Origin of the sequence: Microbispora sp. CA-135349 (assembly GCF_050947365.1) — a bacterium.
GTDB lineage: Bacteria > Actinomycetota > Actinomycetes > Streptosporangiales > Streptosporangiaceae > Microbispora.
This window is the reverse complement of sequence record NZ_CP192001.1, coordinates 4,668,897-4,688,417: the sequence shown is the minus strand read 5'-3', so window position 1 is coordinate 4,688,417 and position 19,521 is coordinate 4,668,897. Positions and strand designations below refer to the sequence as shown.

19 protein-coding genes are annotated in these 19,521 nt (G+C 73.3%); 10 read left to right on the top strand and 9 right to left on the bottom strand.

The genetic code is table 11. From position 1 onward, the window contains the following. Positions 1-29: 29 nt before the first annotated feature. Positions 30-1,400 (top strand): GH1 family beta-glucosidase, encoded by a 1,371-nt coding sequence (locus ACQPZZ_RS21810; RefSeq protein WP_432921137.1) that lies wholly within the window; start codon positions 30-32, stop codon positions 1,398-1,400. A gap of 31 nt (positions 1,401-1,431) precedes the next feature. On the opposite strand, the gene ACQPZZ_RS21805 is transcribed toward ACQPZZ_RS21810, so the two are convergent. Beyond that, positions 1,432-2,481, bottom strand: coding sequence for a LacI family DNA-binding transcriptional regulator (locus ACQPZZ_RS21805; RefSeq protein WP_432921134.1), 1,050 nt, complete (start codon positions 2,479-2,481; stop codon positions 1,432-1,434). 213 nt (positions 2,482-2,694) lie between these two features. Here ACQPZZ_RS21805 and ACQPZZ_RS21800 point away from each other — a divergent pair, with 213 nt between their 5' ends. The 3 genes from ACQPZZ_RS21800 (at position 2,695) to ACQPZZ_RS21790 (ending at position 4,676) form a co-directional block, all read left to right on the top strand. After that, entirely contained in the window at positions 2,695-3,228 is a 534-nt protein-coding gene (locus ACQPZZ_RS21800; RefSeq protein ID WP_432921131.1) for a GNAT family N-acetyltransferase, read from the top strand. 48 nt (positions 3,229-3,276) lie between these two features. Further along, the gene (locus ACQPZZ_RS21795) at positions 3,277-3,720 is read left to right on the top strand and encodes a protein-tyrosine phosphatase family protein (RefSeq protein WP_432921128.1); all 444 of its coding nucleotides are present in this window, start codon (positions 3,277-3,279) and stop codon (positions 3,718-3,720) included. A 215-nt stretch (positions 3,721-3,935) separates the two neighbouring features. Further along, a complete protein-coding gene (locus tag ACQPZZ_RS21790; protein WP_432921125.1) occupies positions 3,936-4,676 on the top strand; it encodes a sulfite exporter TauE/SafE family protein in 741 nt (246 codons plus the stop codon). Here the strand turns inward: ACQPZZ_RS21790 and ACQPZZ_RS21785 are convergent. Next, complete coding sequence (locus ACQPZZ_RS21785; protein WP_363646879.1) at positions 4,661-4,858, bottom strand: hypothetical protein; 198 nt, start codon at positions 4,856-4,858, stop codon at positions 4,661-4,663. The genes ACQPZZ_RS21790 and ACQPZZ_RS21785 overlap by 16 nt on opposite strands. Positions 4,859-4,890: 32 nt before the next feature. On the opposite strand from ACQPZZ_RS21785, the gene ACQPZZ_RS21780 reads away from it, so the two are divergent. Both ACQPZZ_RS21780 and ACQPZZ_RS21775 read left to right on the top strand, forming a co-directional pair. Then, a complete protein-coding gene (locus ACQPZZ_RS21780; protein WP_432934480.1) occupies positions 4,891-5,595 on the top strand; it encodes a hypothetical protein in 705 nt (234 codons plus the stop codon). A 153-nt stretch (positions 5,596-5,748) separates the two neighbouring features. Beyond that, positions 5,749-5,958 (top strand): hypothetical protein, encoded by a 210-nt coding sequence (locus ACQPZZ_RS21775; RefSeq protein WP_363646834.1) that lies wholly within the window; start codon positions 5,749-5,751, stop codon positions 5,956-5,958. A gap of 109 nt (positions 5,959-6,067) precedes the next feature. Here ACQPZZ_RS21775 and ACQPZZ_RS21770 read toward each other — a convergent pair whose 3' ends face one another. From ACQPZZ_RS21770 to ACQPZZ_RS21760, 3 genes are read right to left on the bottom strand one after another with little or no spacing between them, the layout of a single operon-like run. Next, a complete protein-coding gene (locus ACQPZZ_RS21770) occupies positions 6,068-8,335 on the bottom strand; it encodes a prolyl oligopeptidase family serine peptidase (protein WP_432921121.1) in 2,268 nt (755 codons plus the stop codon). Then, positions 8,335-10,116: an N-acetylglutaminylglutamine amidotransferase gene (locus tag ACQPZZ_RS21765; RefSeq protein WP_432921118.1), complete on the bottom strand. Its 1,782-nt coding sequence runs from the start codon at positions 10,114-10,116 to the stop codon at positions 8,335-8,337. The genes ACQPZZ_RS21770 and ACQPZZ_RS21765 overlap by 1 nt, the downstream gene beginning before the upstream one ends. Positions 10,117-10,119: 3 nt before the next feature. Then, positions 10,120-11,259, bottom strand: a complete 1,140-nt coding sequence (locus tag ACQPZZ_RS21760) for a carboxylate-amine ligase (protein WP_432921116.1) — start codon at positions 11,257-11,259, stop codon at positions 10,120-10,122. A 225-nt stretch (positions 11,260-11,484) separates the two neighbouring features. Between ACQPZZ_RS21760 and ACQPZZ_RS21755 the strand changes: the two genes are divergently transcribed. The 4 genes from ACQPZZ_RS21755 to ACQPZZ_RS21740 all read left to right on the top strand — a co-directional run bounded on the left by ACQPZZ_RS21755 (position 11,485) and on the right by ACQPZZ_RS21740 (position 14,964). Further along, positions 11,485-12,855, top strand: coding sequence for a cellulose binding domain-containing protein (locus tag ACQPZZ_RS21755; protein ID WP_363646839.1), 1,371 nt, complete (start codon positions 11,485-11,487; stop codon positions 12,853-12,855). A gap of 280 nt (positions 12,856-13,135) precedes the next feature. Continuing rightward, the gene (locus ACQPZZ_RS21750; protein ID WP_432921113.1) at positions 13,136-14,008 is read left to right on the top strand and encodes a universal stress protein; all 873 of its coding nucleotides are present in this window, start codon (positions 13,136-13,138) and stop codon (positions 14,006-14,008) included. Positions 14,009-14,119: 111 nt separating this feature from the next. After that, the gene (locus tag ACQPZZ_RS21745) at positions 14,120-14,605 is read left to right on the top strand and encodes a DUF6194 family protein (RefSeq protein ID WP_432921110.1); all 486 of its coding nucleotides are present in this window, start codon (positions 14,120-14,122) and stop codon (positions 14,603-14,605) included. Between the two features lie 50 nt (positions 14,606-14,655). Further along, positions 14,656-14,964, top strand: coding sequence for a thiamine-binding protein (locus tag ACQPZZ_RS21740; RefSeq protein WP_363646842.1), 309 nt, complete (start codon positions 14,656-14,658; stop codon positions 14,962-14,964). A gap of 66 nt (positions 14,965-15,030) precedes the next feature. Here the strand turns inward: ACQPZZ_RS21740 and ACQPZZ_RS21735 are convergent, their stop codons facing one another. The 4 genes from ACQPZZ_RS21735 to ACQPZZ_RS21720 form a co-directional block, all read right to left on the bottom strand. Continuing rightward, positions 15,031-15,714, bottom strand: coding sequence for an endonuclease V (locus ACQPZZ_RS21735; RefSeq protein WP_432921106.1), 684 nt, complete (start codon positions 15,712-15,714; stop codon positions 15,031-15,033). 171 nt (positions 15,715-15,885) lie between these two features. Beyond that, positions 15,886-17,151, bottom strand: a complete 1,266-nt coding sequence (locus ACQPZZ_RS21730; protein ID WP_432921103.1) for a hypothetical protein — start codon at positions 17,149-17,151, stop codon at positions 15,886-15,888. A gap of 163 nt (positions 17,152-17,314) precedes the next feature. Then, a complete protein-coding gene (locus ACQPZZ_RS21725; RefSeq protein ID WP_432921100.1) occupies positions 17,315-18,220 on the bottom strand; it encodes a D-isomer specific 2-hydroxyacid dehydrogenase family protein in 906 nt (301 codons plus the stop codon). A gap of 146 nt (positions 18,221-18,366) precedes the next feature. Beyond that, positions 18,367-19,518, bottom strand: a complete 1,152-nt coding sequence (locus ACQPZZ_RS21720; protein WP_432921097.1) for a glutathione-independent formaldehyde dehydrogenase — start codon at positions 19,516-19,518, stop codon at positions 18,367-18,369. Between the last annotated feature and the right edge of the window lie 3 nt (positions 19,519-19,521).

The following is a 19,521-nucleotide window of genomic DNA, read 5'->3' as shown; positions in this document are numbered from 1 at the left end:
ATCACCCTCGAACCAAGGAGAACCAACGCATGGAGCCGCAGCGCGGCCACGTCCCCGATGTAACCGCTTTCGATGACTTCGTCTGGGGCGTCGCCACCTCGGCCTACCAGATCGAGGGCGCGGCCCTCGAGGACGGCAGGCTGCCCTCGATCTGGGACACCTTCTGCCAGGTGCCCGGGGCGATCGACGGCGGCGACACCGGGGAGGTGGCCTGCGACCACTACCACCGGTGGCGCGAGGACGTCGGCCTGCTCGAACGCCTCGGCGTGGACGCCTACCGCTTCTCGGTGGCCTGGCCGCGCGTGGTGCCCGACGGCACGGGCCCGGTCAACCCGCGCGGGCTGGCCTTCTACGACCGTCTCGTGGACGCCCTGCTCGACGCCGGCATCCGTCCGTTCGTGACCCTCTACCACTGGGACCTGCCGCAGACGCTGCAGGACCGCGGCGGCTGGCCCGAGCGCGACACCGCCCAGCGCTTCGCCGAGTACGCCGCCGTCGTGGCCGAACGGCTCGGCGACCGCGTCACCGACTGGACGACGCTCAACGAGCCGCTGTGCAGCTCCTGGCTCGGGCACCTGGAGGGCTCCATGGCGCCCGGGGTGAGGGACCTGGAGGCCGCCGTCCGCACGTCCTACCACCTCCACCTCGCCCACGGCCTGGCCACGCAGGCCGTACGGGCGGCGGCGCGGCTGACGCCGTCGATCGGGATCGTCAACAACCTCAGCCCGTGCGACCCGGCGACCGACAGCGAGGAGGACCACGCCGCCGCGCGCCGCCTCGACGGTCACGTCAACCGGTGGTGGCTCGACCCGGTCACCGGCCGGGGCTATCCCGAGGACATGATCGCCGTGTACGGCGTCGACCTGCCGATCCGGCCCGGCGATCTGGAGACGATCGCCACGCCGCTCGACTACCTCGGGATCAACTACTACTTCCGGCAGGTGGTCGCGGCCGACCCCGGGGGGCCCGCGCCGTACGCGCGCCAGGTGGAGGTGCCGGGGGCGACGACCACGGCCATGGGCTGGGAGGTCGACGCGGGCGGCCTGGAGCGCCTGCTGCTGCGCGTCACCCGGGAGTACGGCGCGCAGCGCCTGTACGTGACCGAGAGCGGGTCGGCCTGGCCCGACGCCGTCGGCCCGGACGGCGCCGTCGACGACCCCGATCGCGTGGCGTACCTGGAGGACCACATCGCGGCCTGCGGGCGGGCGATCGAGCAGGGGGCGCCGGTGGCGGGCTACTTCGCGTGGTCGCTGCTGGACAACTTCGAGTGGGCCTACGGCTATGACAAGCGGTTCGGCCTGGTGCACGTCGACTACGAGACCCAGGCGCGGACGGTCAAGTCGAGCGGGCGCCGCTACGCCGAGATCATCGGCGCGAGCAAGCGGCTGCGGGTGGCCTGAGCGGCGTGAGGCGAGCGGCGCCGGTGGTCCGTCAGGCGGACTCGCGGACCACCAGCGTCGGCTGGACGATGACCGAGGTGACCCGGAAGCCCGGGTCGGCGACGTGCGCCAGCAGCAGGCGGGCCATCTCGGCGGCCATGTCCTCCATCGGCTGGCGCACGGTCGTCAGCGGCGGCCGGCAGGCGGCCGCCGCGCTGTCGTCGAAGCCGACCACCGCGACGTCCTCGGGCACCCGGCGCCCGAGGTCGCGCAGCGCGAGGAGCGCGCCCTGCGCCATGAGGTCGTTGGCGACGAAGATGCCGTCGATGTCCGGGTGCTCCTTGATGAGCCGGTGCATCCCGGCCTCTCCGCTCGCCGGCATGAAGTCGCCCTCCACGGCCGGCACGTACGGGTGGCCGTGGCCGGCCATGGCCTCCTGAAACCCCGACAACCGGTCCTGGGCCGCGGGCACGTCGAAAGGCCCGCTGATCGTGGCCACCCGGCGGCAGCCGCGCGCCACCAGGTGGTCGGCCGCCAGCGCCGCGCCCGCCCGGTGGGCGAGGTCGACGTAGCTGATCGGGATCGGCCGGGCGGGCCGCGCCCACAGCACGGCGGGCAGCCCGGCGTCCACCAGCAGCTTCGGCAGCGGGTCCTCGCCGTGGGTCGAGACGACCAGGGCGCCGTCGGCGCTGCCCTGCCGGAGGAAGGACACGACGTCGTCGCGGGTCTGCGCCGAGTCCGCCAGCATCAGCACCGGGTGGATGCCCCGCGGCCGCAGGTAGCTCACCACGCCGCTGGCCACCCGGCCGAAGAACGCGTCGGCGAAGACCCGGGACTCGAACGACTCGCCGCCTCTCGCGTCACCCGCGCCGGAGACGACCAGCGCGACCGCTCCCGTACGGCGGGTGACGAGGGACCGGGCGGCCCGGTTCGGCACGTAGCCGGTCGTCGCGATGGCCCGGTGCACGGACTCCTGGATCTCCGGCGCGACGTTGCGAATGCCGTTGATCACGCGCGAGACGGTCGCCCGGGACACCCCCGCCACGCGGGCCACGTCCTCCAGTGTGGGAGCTCCCGATAGCGGCGGAAGGTCGCTGCTCATGCAGCCATTTATAGCATGGGGCGGAGAGCGCTCTCCGCGTCCGATCGCAGGGGTGACGCCGATCCGATCACCGGCGTGCGGCATGCGATGATCGGGTACGCGCCCGCCGTTCTGTACGGACGCCCACCGCTCCTGAACGGACGAGGCGAACGCCGCCCGGCGGGGCCGGGCGCCCGGCCGCCCGCACTGGACCGATCGTGAGGAACGACAGGAATGCCCGATCACCTGGCACTTCGACCCGTCACCGAAGCCGACCTGGTCGCCTTCGACGCGGCCTTCCAGAGCGAGAGCGGAGCCACTTCGTACCAGTGGTTCGGATTCACCCCGACCGTCGCGCTGCGGGAGGCCCTGCGCACCCGCGGTCTCCTGGCCGGAGCCGACAACATGCTCGCCGTCACGGTGGACGGCGAGCTCACCGGGCGGGTCGAGTGGCTGGAGCGGCGCTGGGGCCGCCGTGACACGTCGCTGTGCTGGGAGATCGCCGTCGGCCTGCTGCCGGACTGGCGAGGCAGGGGGATCGGGACCCGGGCCCAGCGGGAACTCGTCCGCTACCTGTTCACCCACACCCGGGTGGAACGCGTCCAGGCGACCACCGACCCGGAGAACACGGCCGAGATACGGTGCCTGGAGAAGATCGGGTTCCGGCTCGAAGGCGTGGTCCGGCGCGCCCAGTGGCGCGGCGGGCGCTGGCACGACCAGCTCCTGTTCTCCATCCTGCGGGACGAGTTCGACCTCACGTCCGGATGAGTCCGGAAATTCGCTGCGAGGGCGGCGCGGCGGCGGGCAGGATGAGGCATGCCCATCGACGATCTTCCTGGTGCCATCCGGCTTCCCGACGGCACCGCGGTGCGGGGCCGCGGCCTCAGACGTCCCACGCCGCCGGGCGTTCCGCCCGACCACGGCCTCTACCTGGGCAGCCGACGGCTCAGGCACAAGCATGACTACGGCCTCACCTGGCCGCACGAGTGGATCGACTGGCCCGACTTCCTCCTGCCCCGCGACCGGGAGCACGCGATCGGCCGCATCCGGGCGCTGCACGCGCACGCGCGCGCCGGCCGCCGGGTGGAGGTCGCCTGCGGCGGAGGAGTCGGGCGTACCGGCACGGTGATCGCCTGCCTGGCCATCCTGTCGGGCCTGCCCGCAGACCGGGCCGTCGCCTGGACCCGGGCCGAATATCACCCGCGAGCCGTGGAGACGCCCTGGCAGCGTCGCTGGGTGCTGCGTTTCCCTTCGTCCTGACCGTCGCGTGCGGCGAAGGGCACCGGCCGGCGGTGTACCAGACCGAGCCGGGCACGCCCGATCGCGACGCGATACTGCCGCTCGAAACGGGATCGGGCACGGCCTCAGCTCAGATCCAGCGAGTGCCGCGGCGCCCGGCCTCGCGCGCCCGTACGGGAGGGCCGGTGCCGGGCGTCCTGAAACCTGTGTGGTTGGGTGCCTTTGTGCTTTTGGACGTGCTGGGACTGGCCGCGGTCGGCTTGGTCGCGGGAGTGGCCAGCACAGTGGTGAGCCTGGCCTCGATCGTGTCGTACCCCGCGCTGCTGGCCTTCGGCCTGCCGCCGCTGACCGCGAACGTCACCAACACGGTCGCGCTGCTGTTCACCGGTGTGGGAGCGGCGGCCGGCTCCCGGCCCGAACTCGCGGGTCAGGGACGTCTCATCGGCCGCCTCGGCCTCGCCACCGCGCTGGGCGGGGCGACGGGCGCGGCGCTGCTGCTGGTCACGCCGTCGCGGACGTTCGAGGCGGTCGCCCCGTGGCTGATCGCGGGCGCCTCGCTGCTGCTGTTGCTGCGCCCGCCCCGCCCGGGACGGGTGCGTCTCGGCGGTGAGAACGGCCTGGCCCTGCGCGTGGGCGTCTTCTGCGTCGCCGTCTACACCGGCTACTTCGGCGCCGCCGGCGGCATCATGATGTTCGCCGTGCTCGCCGCCGCGCTGGACCGCCCGGCGGCCGGCGTCAACGCGGTCAAGAACGTCGTGGGAGCGTTCGCCAACGCCGTCGCGGCCGTGTGGTTCGCCCTGTTCGGTCCGGTCGACTGGGCGGCGGTGGCTCCACTGGCCGTGGGGTTCCTCGTGGGCGGCTGGCTCGGCCCGGCGGTCGCGCGCCGCCTCCCGGGCGAGACGCTGCGCCTCGCCGCGGCCCTCTGCGGTCTCGCGGTCGCGGTCAAGCTCGGCCTCGACGTCTACCGCGGCGGCTGAGCGGAGGAGCCGCCGCGGGGAACCTCCGCCGCGGCCACGGCCTCGGCGTGCCGGGCGCGCAGGCGCTCCCGGATCTCCTCCGGCGTGTACGCACGCCGCCGGCGCTCTGCCCGTGCGAGCACCACACCGGTCGCCGCGACACCTGCGAAGGCCGCCAGACCGAGTATCTTCCACCAGCGCATGTGCCTAGGCTACTGCCGTGGCTCATACGCGGATAAGCCTCGACAAGGCACTCGAACTGGCCCGTACCGGCGACGTCTGGGTGTTCCGCGGACGCAGTGTCCCGGACCGCGCCATCCAGGTCACCACCAACAGCCCGGTCAACCACGTCGGCATGGCCGTCGTCATCGAAGACCTGCCGCCGCTCATGTGGCACGCCGAACTCGGCCGGTCGCTGCCCGACATGTGGTCGGGCACCCACCAGCGCGGCGTCCAGCTGCACGACATGCGCGACGCGGTCTGCGTCTGGGCGGCCAGGTACGGCCAGCGTGCCTGGCTGCGGCAGTTGGAGCCGTCCGCCGGCAGGGAGATGGAGGACGCCGTCCTGCGGACGATCGCGCGGCTGGACGGCACGCCGTTCCCGTCCACGGCCCGCCTGGCCGGGCGCTGGGTGCGCGGGCGGCTGCCCTCGCTCCGGCGCGGAGCGTGGGACGGCGAGCGGACCGGTGAGCGGTCCCGCGGGCGGGATGGCGAGCGGGACGGTGCGCAGGACCGTGCACTGGACCGTGCGCTGGAGACGGCCTACTGCGCGGAGGTCGTCGCCGTGACCTACGAGGCGATGGGTCTGCTGCCCGCAGGGCGCCGCCCGAACTGGTACGACCCCGGGAGGTTCTGGAGCGGCGACAACCTCGTTCTCAGCGGGGGACGCCGGCTGGGCGGCGAGATCGCGGTCGACGTCCCCGGCGGCGAGGCGCCCTGACAAGACATCGGGAGGACCGGTGACACCTACTCGCCGGTACGTGATCGCTCCGAAAGTTTTGCCGCGGCGGTCAACCTAGCGCCGCCGAGGCGCGTCAGGTGTAGGCACCGTTCGTCCAGACCCGGAGGGCAGAGCCCCATGCCTACTCCTGAGATGAGACGCGAGGATCTCGCCGGAAGTCCCGACCGAGAGCGGCTGGCGCGCCTCGCGCTCGACGCCATACGCCGCCAGGGTCCAGAGGCGGTGCAGGAGGAGACGCTCCGCATGAAATCCGAGTTGTTCCGGTTGTACGGCTGGGAGGGGTACCAGCGGGTCATCGCCAAGATGGAGAGCGACCTGGCGCGGCTGCACGAGTCCCGCTGAGGCACGGTGAGTGCGGCACTCACCGGGTGGCACTCACCGGGTGGCACCGCCGAGCGTCAGGGCTGGAGATCACCACGGCTGAGCACCGCTGAGGTGCCGGCGCCGTGAGTCACCCGGAGGAGACGGCGGTCAGGTGCCGTCCGAGCCACTCGGTCACCCGCCTCACGAACCTGGCCCGGTTGGCTCGCCGCCGGATCTCGTGCCCCTCGTCCTCGAACAGCAGCAGTTCGCAGGGCACCCCCCGGGCCCGTGCCGCGCGGACGACCTGCTCGGCCTCGTACACCGGGACGTTGGTGTCCCGCGCGCCGTGCACCACGAGCAGGGGAGCCGTCAGGCGGTCGAAGGCGTGCAGAGGTGACAGGGCGTGCAGCAGGTCGCGGTCGGTCTCCGGATGGCCGTACTCGCTCACGGCGGCCGCCGCGATCCACGGCTCCGTGCGCTCGTAGAAGGTGGCGAAATCCGCCATTCCGCACACGTCCACTCCGGTGCGGAAGAGCCGCGGATACGTGACGAGCGCGGCCAGCGTGAGGTAGCCGCCGTACGACCAGCCCATGCAGGCCAGCCTGGCGGGGTCGGCGAGCCCTGCCCGCACCAGGTAGGCGGCGCAGTCGGCCACGTCGTCGATGGCGTGGAAGCGCAGCGCGTGGTTGTCGGCGTCGCGGAAGGCGCGGCCGAACCCGGCCGACCCGCGCACGTTCGGCGCGAACACGCCGATGCCTGCGGCCACCAGGCACTGGTACAGCGGGGTGAACGCCGGTCGCTCCTGGTCCTCGGGCCCGCCGTGCAGGAAGATCGCGTACGGCGCCGGGCCCAGGACGCCGGGTGGCCGGTAGAGCCACCCGCTGAGCTCCAGCGCATCGCGGGCCGGGACGCGCACGAGTTCGGCGTCCACGGCCCCGGCGATCCGGGCCGTTCCGGCGACCGGCAGGTATCGGCCCTCGTCCAGGTCGCAGAGCACGACGTGCGACGGCTGGGCCGGTCCCTCGACGGCCAGCGCGGCCATCCGGCCGTCCGGCGACAGCCTGACGGAGGAGACGACCTCACCGGGCGGAGCGGGGAGCGGGCGCCGCACCCACCCGGAGCCGCCGCCGAACCCCGCGCCGGGCCGCGCACGGGACTGCGCATCGAACTCGGCATCGAACTCGGCATCGGACTGCGCACCGGACTCCGCGCCGGGCCGCGCCCCGGACTCGGCACCGAATTCCGCGCCGGACCGCGCATCGGACCGCGCATCGGACCGCGCATCGGACCGCGCATCGGACTCGGCAGTTTCGCCGTCACTTCCACCACCGACCGTGCCCGTGTCCCTGACGCCCCCGGCGCATGTGGCGCCCGTGGAGGGCTCTGAGGCCCCGCGCTCAGGGTGCACAGGGTCGGTGTCCGCACGCACGGCGTCGTTGGCGCCGCCGCCGGTGTCGTTGCCCGTCTCCAGCACCTCCAGTTTCGAGCGTCCCGCCGCGTTCCACACCAGCACCAGGCGACGGCCGTCCACGCTGAGCGCGAAGCGGTCCAGCTCGGCGTCCGGACGCTCGGCCACCACGACCGTCAGGCCCTCCCGGCCCCCGGCGAGCGGTCCGGCGAGCGGTCCGGCGAGCGGTCGGCCGCCCTTTCTGCCGCCCTGTCGGCCGCCCAGTCCGCCGGTCAGCCCGTCGACCGGCACGGCGACCAGCGCGGCACGGTCGCGGCCCGCGTCGGTCAGCAGGTAGGCGGTCGCCCCGCCGGGGGAGAGCACGCCGCGCTCGGTCGAGCCGGGCAGGCCCGCGAGCAGCGACCGCTCGGCGACGCCCCCGGACAGGCCCGCGCCCCCGGACAGGGCCGTGCCTCCCGGGAGGTGCGTGCCGTCCGGGGAGAGGTCCTTGACGTACATGCGCCGGACTCCGCGCGGGCCGTGCCGCAGCAGCACCCTCGCGTGGTCGCGGCTGACCGACTCCGGGTGCAGCAGCGGTCCGGCGGCGACCGTTTCACGGCTCCCGGTGGCCGCGTCGATCAGCAGGGCCTCGGTCAGCCCGGACGCCGAGACCTCGGCGACCAGGAGCAGGTCGCCCCGGCCGGTCCAGTCGACGAACCACGCCGATCCGCCCTCGGGCGCGGCCAGCGGGCGTAGGTCGCCGCCGTCGGTACGGACCGTCCAGACCTGCGTGTGCTCGCCGCCGCCCGGCGCCACGAGCACGGCCAGCCGGCCCCCGGCCGGCGACCAGCTCACGTCCGTGACCGGCTCGGGCCCGGTGCCGACGACCCACGCCCGCCCGCCCGGCCGCAGCGGCTCGACCCAGACCCGTGGCCCGCCGTCGCGGTCGCTGACGTACGCGACGGCGCGGTGGTCCGGGGCCAGTGCGGGCGCCCAGCAGCCCCAGGCGCCGAGGACGTGCTCCGCCATCAGATCCCTTGCGCCTGCAGCCACATCTCCAGCAGCCCGAGCTGCCACAGCATGTTGACCCCTGTCGTGGTGCGGTCGGCCTGGGGGTTGTCCAGCAGCTTCCCGACGTACGCCGGGTCGAACAGGCCGCGGGAGCGCGCGGCGGGCGCGGTGAGCGCGTCGCGCACCAGATCGAGGAACGGCCCGTCGATGTGCCGGATCGCGGGCACCGGGAAGTAGCCCTTCGGCCGGTCGACGACCTCGCGCGGCAGCAGCGCCCGGGAGGCCTCCTTCAGGATGCCCTTGCCGCCCCCGGCGAGCTTCAGCTCCGGCGGGCACGCCGCCGCGAGTTCGACCAGCTCGTGGTCGAGGAACGGCGTGCGGGCCTCCAGGCCGTGGGCCATCGTCATGTTGTCCACCCGCTTGACCGGGTCGTCGGCGAGCATCAGCCGGGTCTCCAGGCGCAACACCGCGTCGAGCGCGGTCTCGGCGCCAGGCCGGTCGAGGTGACGGCGGACGAGGCCGGCACTCACGTCCTCCCCACGCAGATGGTCCGGTGCGACGATGCCGGCGAGGTCCTCGTGCGGCCGGTCGAAGAACTCCCTGGCGTACGTCGCGAAGGCCTCCTCGCGTGGCACGGCGGCGAGCGGGGGGAACCAGCGGTATCCGGCGAACACCTCGTCGGCGCCCTGCCCGGACTGCACCACCTTGACGTGCCTGGCCACCTCCCCGGACAGCAGGTGGAAGGCGACGCAGTCGTGGCTGACCATCGGCTCGCTCATGGCCCGCACCGCCTCCGGCAGGCCGGAAAGCAGGCGGGAGTCCTCGATGAGGATGCGATGGTGGTCGGTGCCGAACCGTTCGGCGACCAGGTCGGAGTAGCGGAACTCGTCTCCCGCGTCGCCGCCCGCCGCGTGGAACCCGATGCTGAACGTCGACAGGTCCCGCTGCCCCTCCTCTGCCAGCAGCGCCACGATGACGCTGGAGTCCAGGCCGCCCGACAGCAGCACGCCCACGGGCACGTCCGCGACCATGCGCCTGCGGACGGCGGCGCGCAGCCGGTCGAGCACGGCCTCGCGCCAGTCGTGCGCGTCCATCCCGTCGTACTGCGGCAGCCTGGTGAAAGGCGGGTCCCAGTAGACCGTGTCGCGGGAGGTCCCGTCGGCCTCGACCGTGCGTACGGTCGCCGGGGGCAGCTTGCGCACACCGGCGAGGATCGTGCGATCGCCGGGCACCAGCGAATGGAAGGTCATGTAGTGGTGCAGCGCGACCGGGTCGACGTCGGTGCTCACCTCGCCCCCGGCGAGCAGCGCCGGCAGGGTGGAGGCGAAGCGCAGCCGCCGCCCGTCCCCGGACACGTACATCGGCTTGATGCCGAGCCGGTCGCGGGCGAGCGTGAGTCGTCCCGTCGCCGTTTCGAACACGGCGAAGGCGAACATGCCCGCGAAGCGGCGCACGCAGTCGGGTCCCCAGTGGTGGAACGCCTTGACCAGGACCTCGGTGTCGGAGCCGGAGAAGAAGTGGTACCCCTCGGCCCGCAGCTCCGCGCGCAGCTCACGGTAGTTGTAGAGACAGCCGTTGAAGACCGCGGCCAGGCCGAGGGAGGAATCCGCCATCGGCTGGGCCGCCTTGTCCGACAGGTCGATGATCTTCAGGCGCCGGTGGCCGAGGGCGACCGGGCCCTGTGACCACAGGCCCGACCCGTCCGGGCCGCGATCGTGCATCGCGTCGGTCATCCGGCCCACCGCGCCGATGTCGGCGCGCCGCCCGTCGAACCGGATCTCGCCGGTCAGTCCGCACATGTCCTACCTCCCGGCCGCCGCGAGTCGCCGGTTCCCGGACCTCGTCTCCTCCAGCAGGAGGTCCACCACATCGGTCAGCCGGCCGCCGCGCCGGAACGCCTCGCGCTGCCGCGCGGCCGACCCGCCGTCCGCCAGCGCCCGCTCGGCCAGCGACGAGACGAGCGCCCAGTCGCCGGACTCCTCCAGCTGCGGCCGCAGCTCCTCCAGCATCCGGCCGACGACCGTACGGGCCGGCCTGGGCACGCCCTCGACGGGGTCGATCAGCTCGCCGTCGAGCCCCGAACGGGCCGCCCGCCAGGAGGCCGCCCGCACCAGCTCCGTACGCACGGGCTCCTCGGCCGCGGGGGGCGGGCCGCCGGCGGCGAGGGCGTCCAGCTCCCGCCGTACGAGCGCGCGGAACAGCCCGGCGATCAGCACGATGTCGTCCACGCGCGGGCAGGCGTCGCACACCCGCAGCTCGACCGTGGGCACGTGCGCCGACGGCCGGACGTCGAAGTAGAGCATCCCGGGATCGCTGATGACCCCCGACCGCACGAGCTCGTCCACCATCGCGTCGTACTCCTCGGCCGACTCGAAGTGCTCCACAGGCCCGGCGGTCGGCCAGCGCTGCCACACCATCGACCGGAAACTCGCGTAACCGGTGTCGGCTCCCATCCAGTACGGCGAGCTGCAGCTCAGCGCCAGCAGCGGCGGCAGCCAGGGGGCCAGCCGGTGCGTGACGGCCACCGCGAGGTCGCGGTCGCGCACCTCGGCGTGCACCTGGGTGCCGCAGATGAGCTGCTCACGGGCGAGCGCCTGGTAGTCCGCCAGCATCTGCTCGTAGCGCGGGTCCGGGGAGATCTTCATCGTCTCGGCGTCGACCAGCGGGACCGCCCCCGCGGCGACCACGCCCAGGCCGAGGCCGTCCGCCGCCGCGACCGCTTCGGCCCGCAGCCCGGTGAGCTCACGCGAGAGCTCCTCCAGCCGCGTGCACGGGCGGGTGTTGGCCTCCACGACCGAGCGTTGCAACTCCTGCGTGAACCGATCGGGTGGCAACTGCTGGAGGAGCAGACCGGCGCGCGGGACGAGCTGCCGGGTTTCCAGGTCCACGACGTGGAACTCCTCTTCGACGCCGACCGCCATATCCCGCGCCAACTCCGTCATATGGTCGCTCCCCAGGCTGATGAGTGCTTTCGTGTCCTCTGCCCCGAAAGTCGGCTTACGCACGTCTCTGGTTTCGCATGGTGATGAAAGTTACAGGCCCTCACCGGAGGGTCGCCCAGCTCACCGGCTCGCCGGCGAGGGCCGCCTTGACCCGACCCTTGACGGAGGAGGGCTTCGCCGCCACGATCGCCGCGTTCCGAGCCGACCGTGAGCGCAGGGAGCCCGATGAACGGCCGCAGCCTTTCCTTCCGACGCCGCATCTGGGCGGCCGCCGTCGCCGCGGTGCTGCTGACCGCCTGGCCCGCCGCCACGCCGGCCGGGGCGGTCGACGACCCGCCCGCGCCGGTGACCGGCAGCGCGACCTATTTCGACGGCCTCGGCTCACCGTACGGCGGTTGCGGCATGCCGCAGTCCGAGCTGGACTCGCAGGACTTCGTCGCGCTCAACGTGTACGACACACCGGGCGACTACTCCTTCTACCCCCGGCCGCTGACCGGTGCGAACGCCTCCAAAGCGGGGCTGTGGAACAACGGCCTCAACTGCGGCCGGTACGTGAAGGTCACCGTCTCCGACTACTGCACCGGCGTCAACGACGGCGCGCCCGGCCAGGCGTTCTGCCGCAACGGCTCGTGGGTCTCCGACGCCTACAACGGCGCCACGCTGACCATGATCGTCGCCGACAGCTGCGGCGACTCCAACGGCTGGTGCCGCGACGACCGGTATCACCTGGACCTGTCGAAGCCCTCGCTTAACAGGTTCGTCAAAAACGGGGCGCCGGTCGGGGACATGTACCCGAACCACTGGAACAACCGCCACCTGACGTGGTCGTTCGTCCCGGCGCCCGGCTACAGCGGCGACATCAGGATCGGCTTCATGAAGGGCGCGCAGGCGTGGTGGCCCGCCATCGCGGTCTCCCACCTGCCCAACGGCATCCACGGAGTGGAGTACTACGCCGACGGCGCCTGGAAGCAGGCCCAGATGAACTCCGACATGGGCCAGTCGTACATCATCGGCGGGCTCACGCAGGGCGCGACCCGGTTCCAGATCCGGGTGCGCGACGCGTCCGACGCGCTGGTGAACGGGGGCCGCGTCTACAGCTTCGCCCTGCCCGCGTCCTGCGGATCGCAGTGCGGCGCCGACTACACGGAGGCGAGTTACACCACGACGACGCCCAGCGGGTCGCCCTCGCCCTCGCCGTCCGCCTCGCCGTCGGTCTCCCCGTCCGTCTCGCCGTCGGCGTCGCCGTCCGTCTCACCGTCGGCCTCGCCCAGCCCCAGCCCGTCCCCCTCGGCGAACCCCGGCAACTGCCAGGTGACCTATCAGGTGGCCAGCTCCTGGCAGGGCGGGTTCACGACGAACGTCACGGTCAAGAACGCCGGCACCGCGGCCTTGTCCGACTGGACGGTCACCTGGGACATGCCGTCCGGAGTGAGCCTCGTCAGCGGCTGGAGCGCGACCGTGACCTCCAGCGGCACGCGCTGGACGGCGAAGGCGCCCTCGTGGGCGAGGAACCTCGCGCCCGGCGCGTCGGCGAGTTTCGGCTTCCAGGCGTCCGGCCCCTCCTCTCCGGGAGCGAGCGGATTCACCTGCTCCTGACATCCGCCTGCTCCCGACTCTCCGATCCGCTCCTGTCGCTCCGGTCTGCGTCCTGACTGTCCAGTCCGGTTCTGACCCTCCGGCCGGCTCGCGGCACCAGCGGCACGCGAGCCGGCCGGCCCGCGCGAGCCCGCTCGCGATCTCCTGGCTCCGACGCACCGGCCCTGCCCCGAGCGCCGCCCCCCGCGGAGGGAGGAAGGTCCCGCGGGGCAGGGACCAGCGGCCCTGCCCCCGACGTCGCGCAGACGGTCGGATAGGGGCAGGAGCAGAAGGAGGAGTCATGACCGGACCCGTCATCGTCGGCACAGACGGCTCGCGCGCCGCGGCCGCCGCCGTGGAGTGGGCCGCGGGCGACGCGGCGCGCAGGGGCCTGCCGTTGCGGGTCGTCCACGCGGTGGACCGCCTGCCGTACGAGATCGCGCGCTATCCCATCCCCGTGGAGGACCAGCTCGACCGGGCCGGCCGGCGGATACTGGAGGAGGCCGAGCAGGCCGTACGGGAGACCCACCCGGCCGTCCGCGTCACCCCTGCCCTGATCGAGGGCGACCCGTCCCGTGTGCTGCGCCAGGAGGCCGCGAACGCCGCGGAGATCGTGATCGGCAGCAGGGGACACGGCGGATTCGCCGGCATGCTGCTCGGATCGGTCGGCATGCACGTCGCCGGGCAGGTCGACGTCCCCGTCGTCGTGGTGCGTCCCGGGGTGTCGGCGCCCCACGGGCTGGTCGTCGTCGGCGTCGACGGCTCCGCCGAGGCCGGCGCCGCCCTGACCTACGCGTACGAGCAGGCACGGCTGCGCGAGTGCCGCCTGCTCGCGCTGTACGCCTGGCAGCTTCCGGTGCACTCCTTCGCGCCCGAGATCGCCTATGACCTCGACGAGGTGCGCACGGCGCAGGAGGACTACGTGGCGGACGCGCTGCGCACCCACCGGGAGCGGAACCCGGGCGTCCCCGCCGAGACGCGGGCCGTCTGCGCGCACCCGGTCACCGCGCTGGTGGAGGCCGGGCAGAAGGCCGATCTGCTCGTCGTGGGGTCGCGGGGGCGTGGCGCCGTCGGCGCGGCGGTGCTCGGCTCGGTGAGCCGCGCGGTCCTGCACCACGCGCACTGCCCCGTCGCGGTGGTACGGGTTCCCCGGCCGTCCGCCGAGGACGCGTGAGCCGCGGGTTGAGAGTTCACGAAGGTCCGGCTGCGAATTTCCCGAAAAAGCCTCACAGGGAAGTTCAATGAAACACTCGAAGGAGGAAATCCACCGAGAAAGGGACCTCGTGTGACCGAGAACGACGTCATCGAATTCGTGACCGGCCTGCCGGGCGTCGTCGCCTTCACCGCCGGCGAGGACAACGGCGCCCCGCGGGCGGCGTGGGGAGACACCTTCTTCTACTACGACCCCGACGACCTGCCCTCGAACCGGCAGATGCCGTTCGCCACGATCGTCGTCAAGGATTACGAGGGGTTCGACACCGCCTCCGACCTGAACCGGCCCGGTGTCTTCCGGGTCAACATCGGGGTCGGCCGCGCCGTGTTCGAGGAAGTGCTCGGCTATCCGCCGGCCGCGCACGCCGGCCGTCGCGAGGCGGTGGACTATCGCGCGCTCGACCGGATCCTGCCGCATCCGGTCTACGCCGCCCAGTCCTGGATCTGCGTGCTCAACCCCGGCGACGCCACGGCCGATCGGATGCGTACTCTCCTGACGGGCGCGCATGCCCGTGCGGCCGCCCGCCACAGGAAGGGTGAGCACACCACCCGCACGTGACCGGGCGGGTGTTAGCGTGACCCCGCAGATGTGATCTTCGAGGAGGGTTCATGTCGGTTCTCGTCGCGTTCAGCGTCACGCCGATCGGCGCCGGTGAGGATGTCGGCGAGGCGGTGGCGGAGGCGGTGCGCGTGGTCCGCGCGTCCGGGCTGCCCAACCGCACGGACGCCATGTTCACCACCGTCGAGGGGGAGACCTGGGACGAGGTGCTCGGCGTCGTCAAGGACGCGGTCGCCGCCGTCGAGGCCCGCTGCTCCCGCGTCAGCCTGGTGCTCAAGGCCGACGCCCGCGCCGGGCAGGGCAGGCTCGACGCCAAGGTCGCCTCCGTCGAACGCCACCTCGCCGAGCGCTCGTCCTGACCACGGCCCGGACGTGCGACGGCGCGTACGCCGGGGGAGTTCGTCAGCGCGTCGTCAGGCCGTCCGTCAGGGGGAAGCGGCCAGGGCGGCCTTCAGCGCCGCCCGGCACAGGCGGTCGGCGGCGCGCGTCGTCTCGGGGAGCCGGTGACGGGGGGTCAGAGCGAGGACGTCGTGGCAGGCGGTCTCCAGGTCGACGCGGTGGCCGACGGAGACGAAGACCGGCTTGACGCCGTCCCGGGTGCGCAGCACGCGACCGACCACCTCACCGTCCAGGAGCAGTTCGCTCCACGCGCCGCGCTCCCGGCCGGGCTGCTCGAATGAGCCGACGAAGGCCGTCTTGCCGACGCCGATCGTGGGCAGGCCGGTGAGCACCCCGAGGTGGCAGGCGAGGCCGAACCGCCGCGGGTGCGCCAGGCCGTACCCGTCGCAGACGAGCAGGTCGGGAGTGACGGTGAGCCGCTCCAGCGCCTCGACGAGGCTGGGCAGTTCGCGGAAGGCGAGCAGTCCGGGCACGTAGTCGAAGGCGGGCCGTCCCGGCACCGTCACCTGCTCGACCACGTCCAGGCTCGCCCCGTCGAGCACCACGACCGCGGCGGCCAGCAGGTCGTCGGCGTAGGCCACGTCCACCCCCGCGACCAGGGCGGGGTCACGGGGACCTGGGCCGGTCAGGTCCAGCCGGGGCCGCAGGGCGTCCTGGATCGCCTCCGCCTCCTCGGCGGTGGCCGGAGCGGTGATGGGACAGACCTCCATGCGGAGACGATAGACGCCATCGGCGACCGGGCGGGCGCCCGGTTCACGTGACGTGAGCGGGTCTTCGCGCGGGTGCGGGTCGCCTCCCGCGCCCGAGGATGACCGCGTCGGGCCCCTCGCGCGCCCGGTCGTCGCCCACAGCCCCGGCTCATCGCGGGCAGACGGGAGTGATCAGCCCTTCGTCGGTGTGGGGGCGCCGGCTTCCGAAGCGGCGGCCGCTCCGGCATCGTGATCGGCCGCGGCCCGCCGGGCCCGCAGCAGTGGAGCGACGGGGGCGAGCGCGGCGACGGTGGCGAGCGCCGCGGGAGCGACGCCGCCCAGCTCGGCCAGCCGCTCCGCGGGCCACTCCAGGAGGTCCGCCCCACCGTCGGCCACGGTGGTGAGGACGACAAGCAGGGCGCCCGTCCGCCCGAGCAGCCGGTGTGGCGTGACGGCCTGCCGGTGGCTGAGCAGGGCTACGGCGGCGATCACCGTCCCGGCGGCGGGGACGGCGGCCCCGAGGACGTACCAGATCGGTCCCGGCCCGGTTCCGGACAAGGCGAGCAGCAGGGTGAACGGCGCGCTCGCGAGCAGGGCCCACCACGCCAGGCGGAAGGTCCCGAGCCTGCGGTGCAGCAGCACGGCGAGCAGCGCCCCGATGACGGACGGGCCGTGAACCCGCGCGATCCTCAGCCACCAGGGAAAACCGGTCGGCGTCCCGCTCAGGCCGTTGAGGGCGGTCTCCCACGCCGCGCCCGCCGCCGCGTCGGCGATCCCGGCGAACAGGGCCGACAGCACCAGATAGAGGGCGATCGCCCGCAGTGCCGGATGCCGGGCCGTGAAGCGGATCCCCTCCGCCGTCTCCCGCCACAGTCCAGTCGCGGGCGGCGGCGGGCTCTCGACGGCGCAGACGCCGCGGAACAGCGCCGCCGCCCCCGCCAACGCCAGGCCGACGGCGAACAGGAACGCGGAACCCCACCGGACGGTCCCCGCCAGCGTCACCGGCACGACGACGATTCTCGGCAGCAGCGTCAGCAGGACGTTCGCCGGTAGCAGGCGCTCACGCCGTACGACGGAGGGCAGGTACGCGTCCGCGCCGAGCCCCGTCACCATCGTCAGGACGCCGGACGCCGTGATGACCACGAGGAGGTGCGGCAAGGCGGATGTCCCGGCGGCCCCGGCCGCCGCGACGGACGTGACCACCGCCGCTCCCAGCAGCGCGGACACCACCAGGACGGACCGGCGTCGCGTCCGGTCGATCAGCACTCCGAGCGGCAGCGCCAGCACGAGGATCGCCACCGGCACCACGTTCCGGTCGAGCATGACGAGGATCTTCAACGAGAGTCCCCGGTCGGCGGTCCACAGCGCCGGTTCGGCCAGCGGGAGGCAGACACAGACGACGGCGGCGGCGAGCGCGAAGAGCGCGAACCGCCGTCGAGCCGGGCCGGGGGAGGTCATCCGGTGATCTTCGCCGCCACCGCCCGGTCCATGCAAACCGCCCCGGTCCGCATCGATCGTCGTGGATTCGAGAGAGCCCGGAGGGCCGTGCAGCCGGCCCCCGAGGCCTCGGCCCGTGCCCGGCGGAGAGGGCGTCTCCCGCTCCGATCAGGTTCTTGCCGCCTCAGTAGCCCCGCGCCGGATCGATCAGGCCCAGCAGCGGTTCGCCCCGCAGGTAGCGGGCGACGTTCTCGCGCACCCGCTCGGCGAGGCTCTCGGTGAGGCGGGCCTGCGGGTTGGCGCTGTGCGAGGTGATCAGCACGTTCGGCTCGGTCCACAGGCCGTGCCCGTCGGGCAGCGGCTCGGGGTCGGTGACGTCGAGGGCGGCGCCGCCGATCTCGCCGGCACGCAGCGCGGCGAGCAGGGCGCCGGTGTCGACGAGCTCACCCCGGGCCACGTTGACCACCCACGCGTGCGGGCCCAGGGCGCGCAGTTCGTCCCGCCCGACCATCCGGTACGTCTCCGGGGTGGCGGGCGCGGCGAGGATGACGTGGTCGGCCCGCGACCAGACGCCGGGCAGGCCCTCGAACGGCACGGTCTCGGCCGCGCCCTCGACGGGCTCGCCCGATCGGTTGACCGCGAGGACGCTCGCGCCGAGCGCGCGCAGCCCGGGGACGACCGCCCTGCCGATCCCGCCCGCGCCGACGACGGCCACCGTGCTCCCGCGCAGCGTGCCGGGCTGGTCTCGCTGCCACGTGCGGCGCCGTGCGGCGGCGGGCAGCCGGTGCACCCCGGCCAGCAGCAGGGCGAGGGCGTGCTCGGCGACCTGCGGGGCGTAGGCCCCCGCCGCCGAGCACCACACGCGCGTGGAGTCGACGAGCCCCTCCCGCGTCCAGCGTTCCACACCCGCGGAGGGCAGCTGGACCCAGCGCACGCTCGGTGTCAGGTAATCGCGCACGCCCTCCGGCCGCGAGTCGGTCCAGACCAGCGCCTCCGCCCGGCGGGGATCGCCGACGACCTCGCCGCCGGCGGCGCGAACCGACTCGACGATCAGCGGCGGGTCCGCAGGGGCCACGCAGACGGTGAGCACGCGCCTGTTCCTTCCTGGTCGCGCCGGGCGCCTCCACTGCCGCGGCTTTCCACCACAACAGTACGGTCCGCCCGCTTCCGCCGATCACCGGCCCGGCTCATCGCGATCAGCGCGGCCGGGGCCGCCCGGACGCGGCCGCCAGGCGCTCAGCCGGCCTTGGTGGGATGCAGGACCACCTTGGTCCAGCCCTGTTCCCGCGCGTCGAAGTGCTGATACGCCCCGGGTGCGTCGTCGAGATCCAGCTCGTGCGAGACGATCCAGGACGGCCGGGCCCCGGCCTCGTGGATGAGGGCGCACAGCTGGCGGTTGTAGTTCTTGACGTTGCACTGGCCGGTGCTCATCGTCTGTCCCTTGGACCAGAAGGTCCCGTAGTCGATGGCGACCTTGCCCCACTTGGAGAGGGTGTCCCCGCCGCCGGGGTCGTGGGGGACGAAAAGGCCGACGACGGAGATGTTCCCCGTGAACTTCACCGACTTGACCAGGTTGTTGAGCGTCATGTTGGGACGCTCCGCGCCCTCCGGGTCGTGCGCCTGGAAACCCACGCACTCGCAGCCCCGGTCGGCGCCCATCCCCTGAGTGAGCTCCAGGACCTCCTCCACGGGGCAGGACCGGGAGTCGTCGATCGCGATCGCGCCGATCTGCTCCGCCTTGGCGAGCCGGTCCGGATGATGGTCGATGACCATGACGCCGCTCGCGTTCCTGAGCACGGCGGAATAGGCGGCCATCAGTCCGACCGGGCCCGCGCCGTAGACCACGACGGTGTCGCCCGGCTGCACGCAGGCGAGCATGGTCGCGTGCCAGCCGGTGGGCCACACGTCGGCCAGCATGACGTAGTCGGTCTGCCTCTCGTGCGCGTCCTCCGGCAGGATCAGGCAGTTGAAGTCGCCGTACGGCACGCGCAGCAGCTCGGCCTGGCCACCGTTGTACGGGCCCATGTCGGCGTAGCCGTACGCGGCGCCGGCCAGGCCCGGCTCGGGGTTGGTGGTCAGGCAGAAGGCCGTCAGGCCCCGCTCGCAGTTGGCGCAGAAGCCGCAGGAGATGTTGAACGGCATGCACACCATGTCGCCGACCTTGACCCGGTCGACGGCGTCCCCGATCTCGACGACCTCGCCGAGGTTCTCGTGCCCGAGCACCCGGCCCGGCGCGAAGCTTGTCCTGCCCTCGTACATGTGCAGGTCGGACCCGCAGATGTTGGACGTGGTGACGCGGACGAGCACGTCGGTGTGCCGCTCGATCCGGGCGTCCGGCACAGTGGTGACGCTGACCTGTCGGGGGCCTTCGTAGACCACTGCTCTCATGAC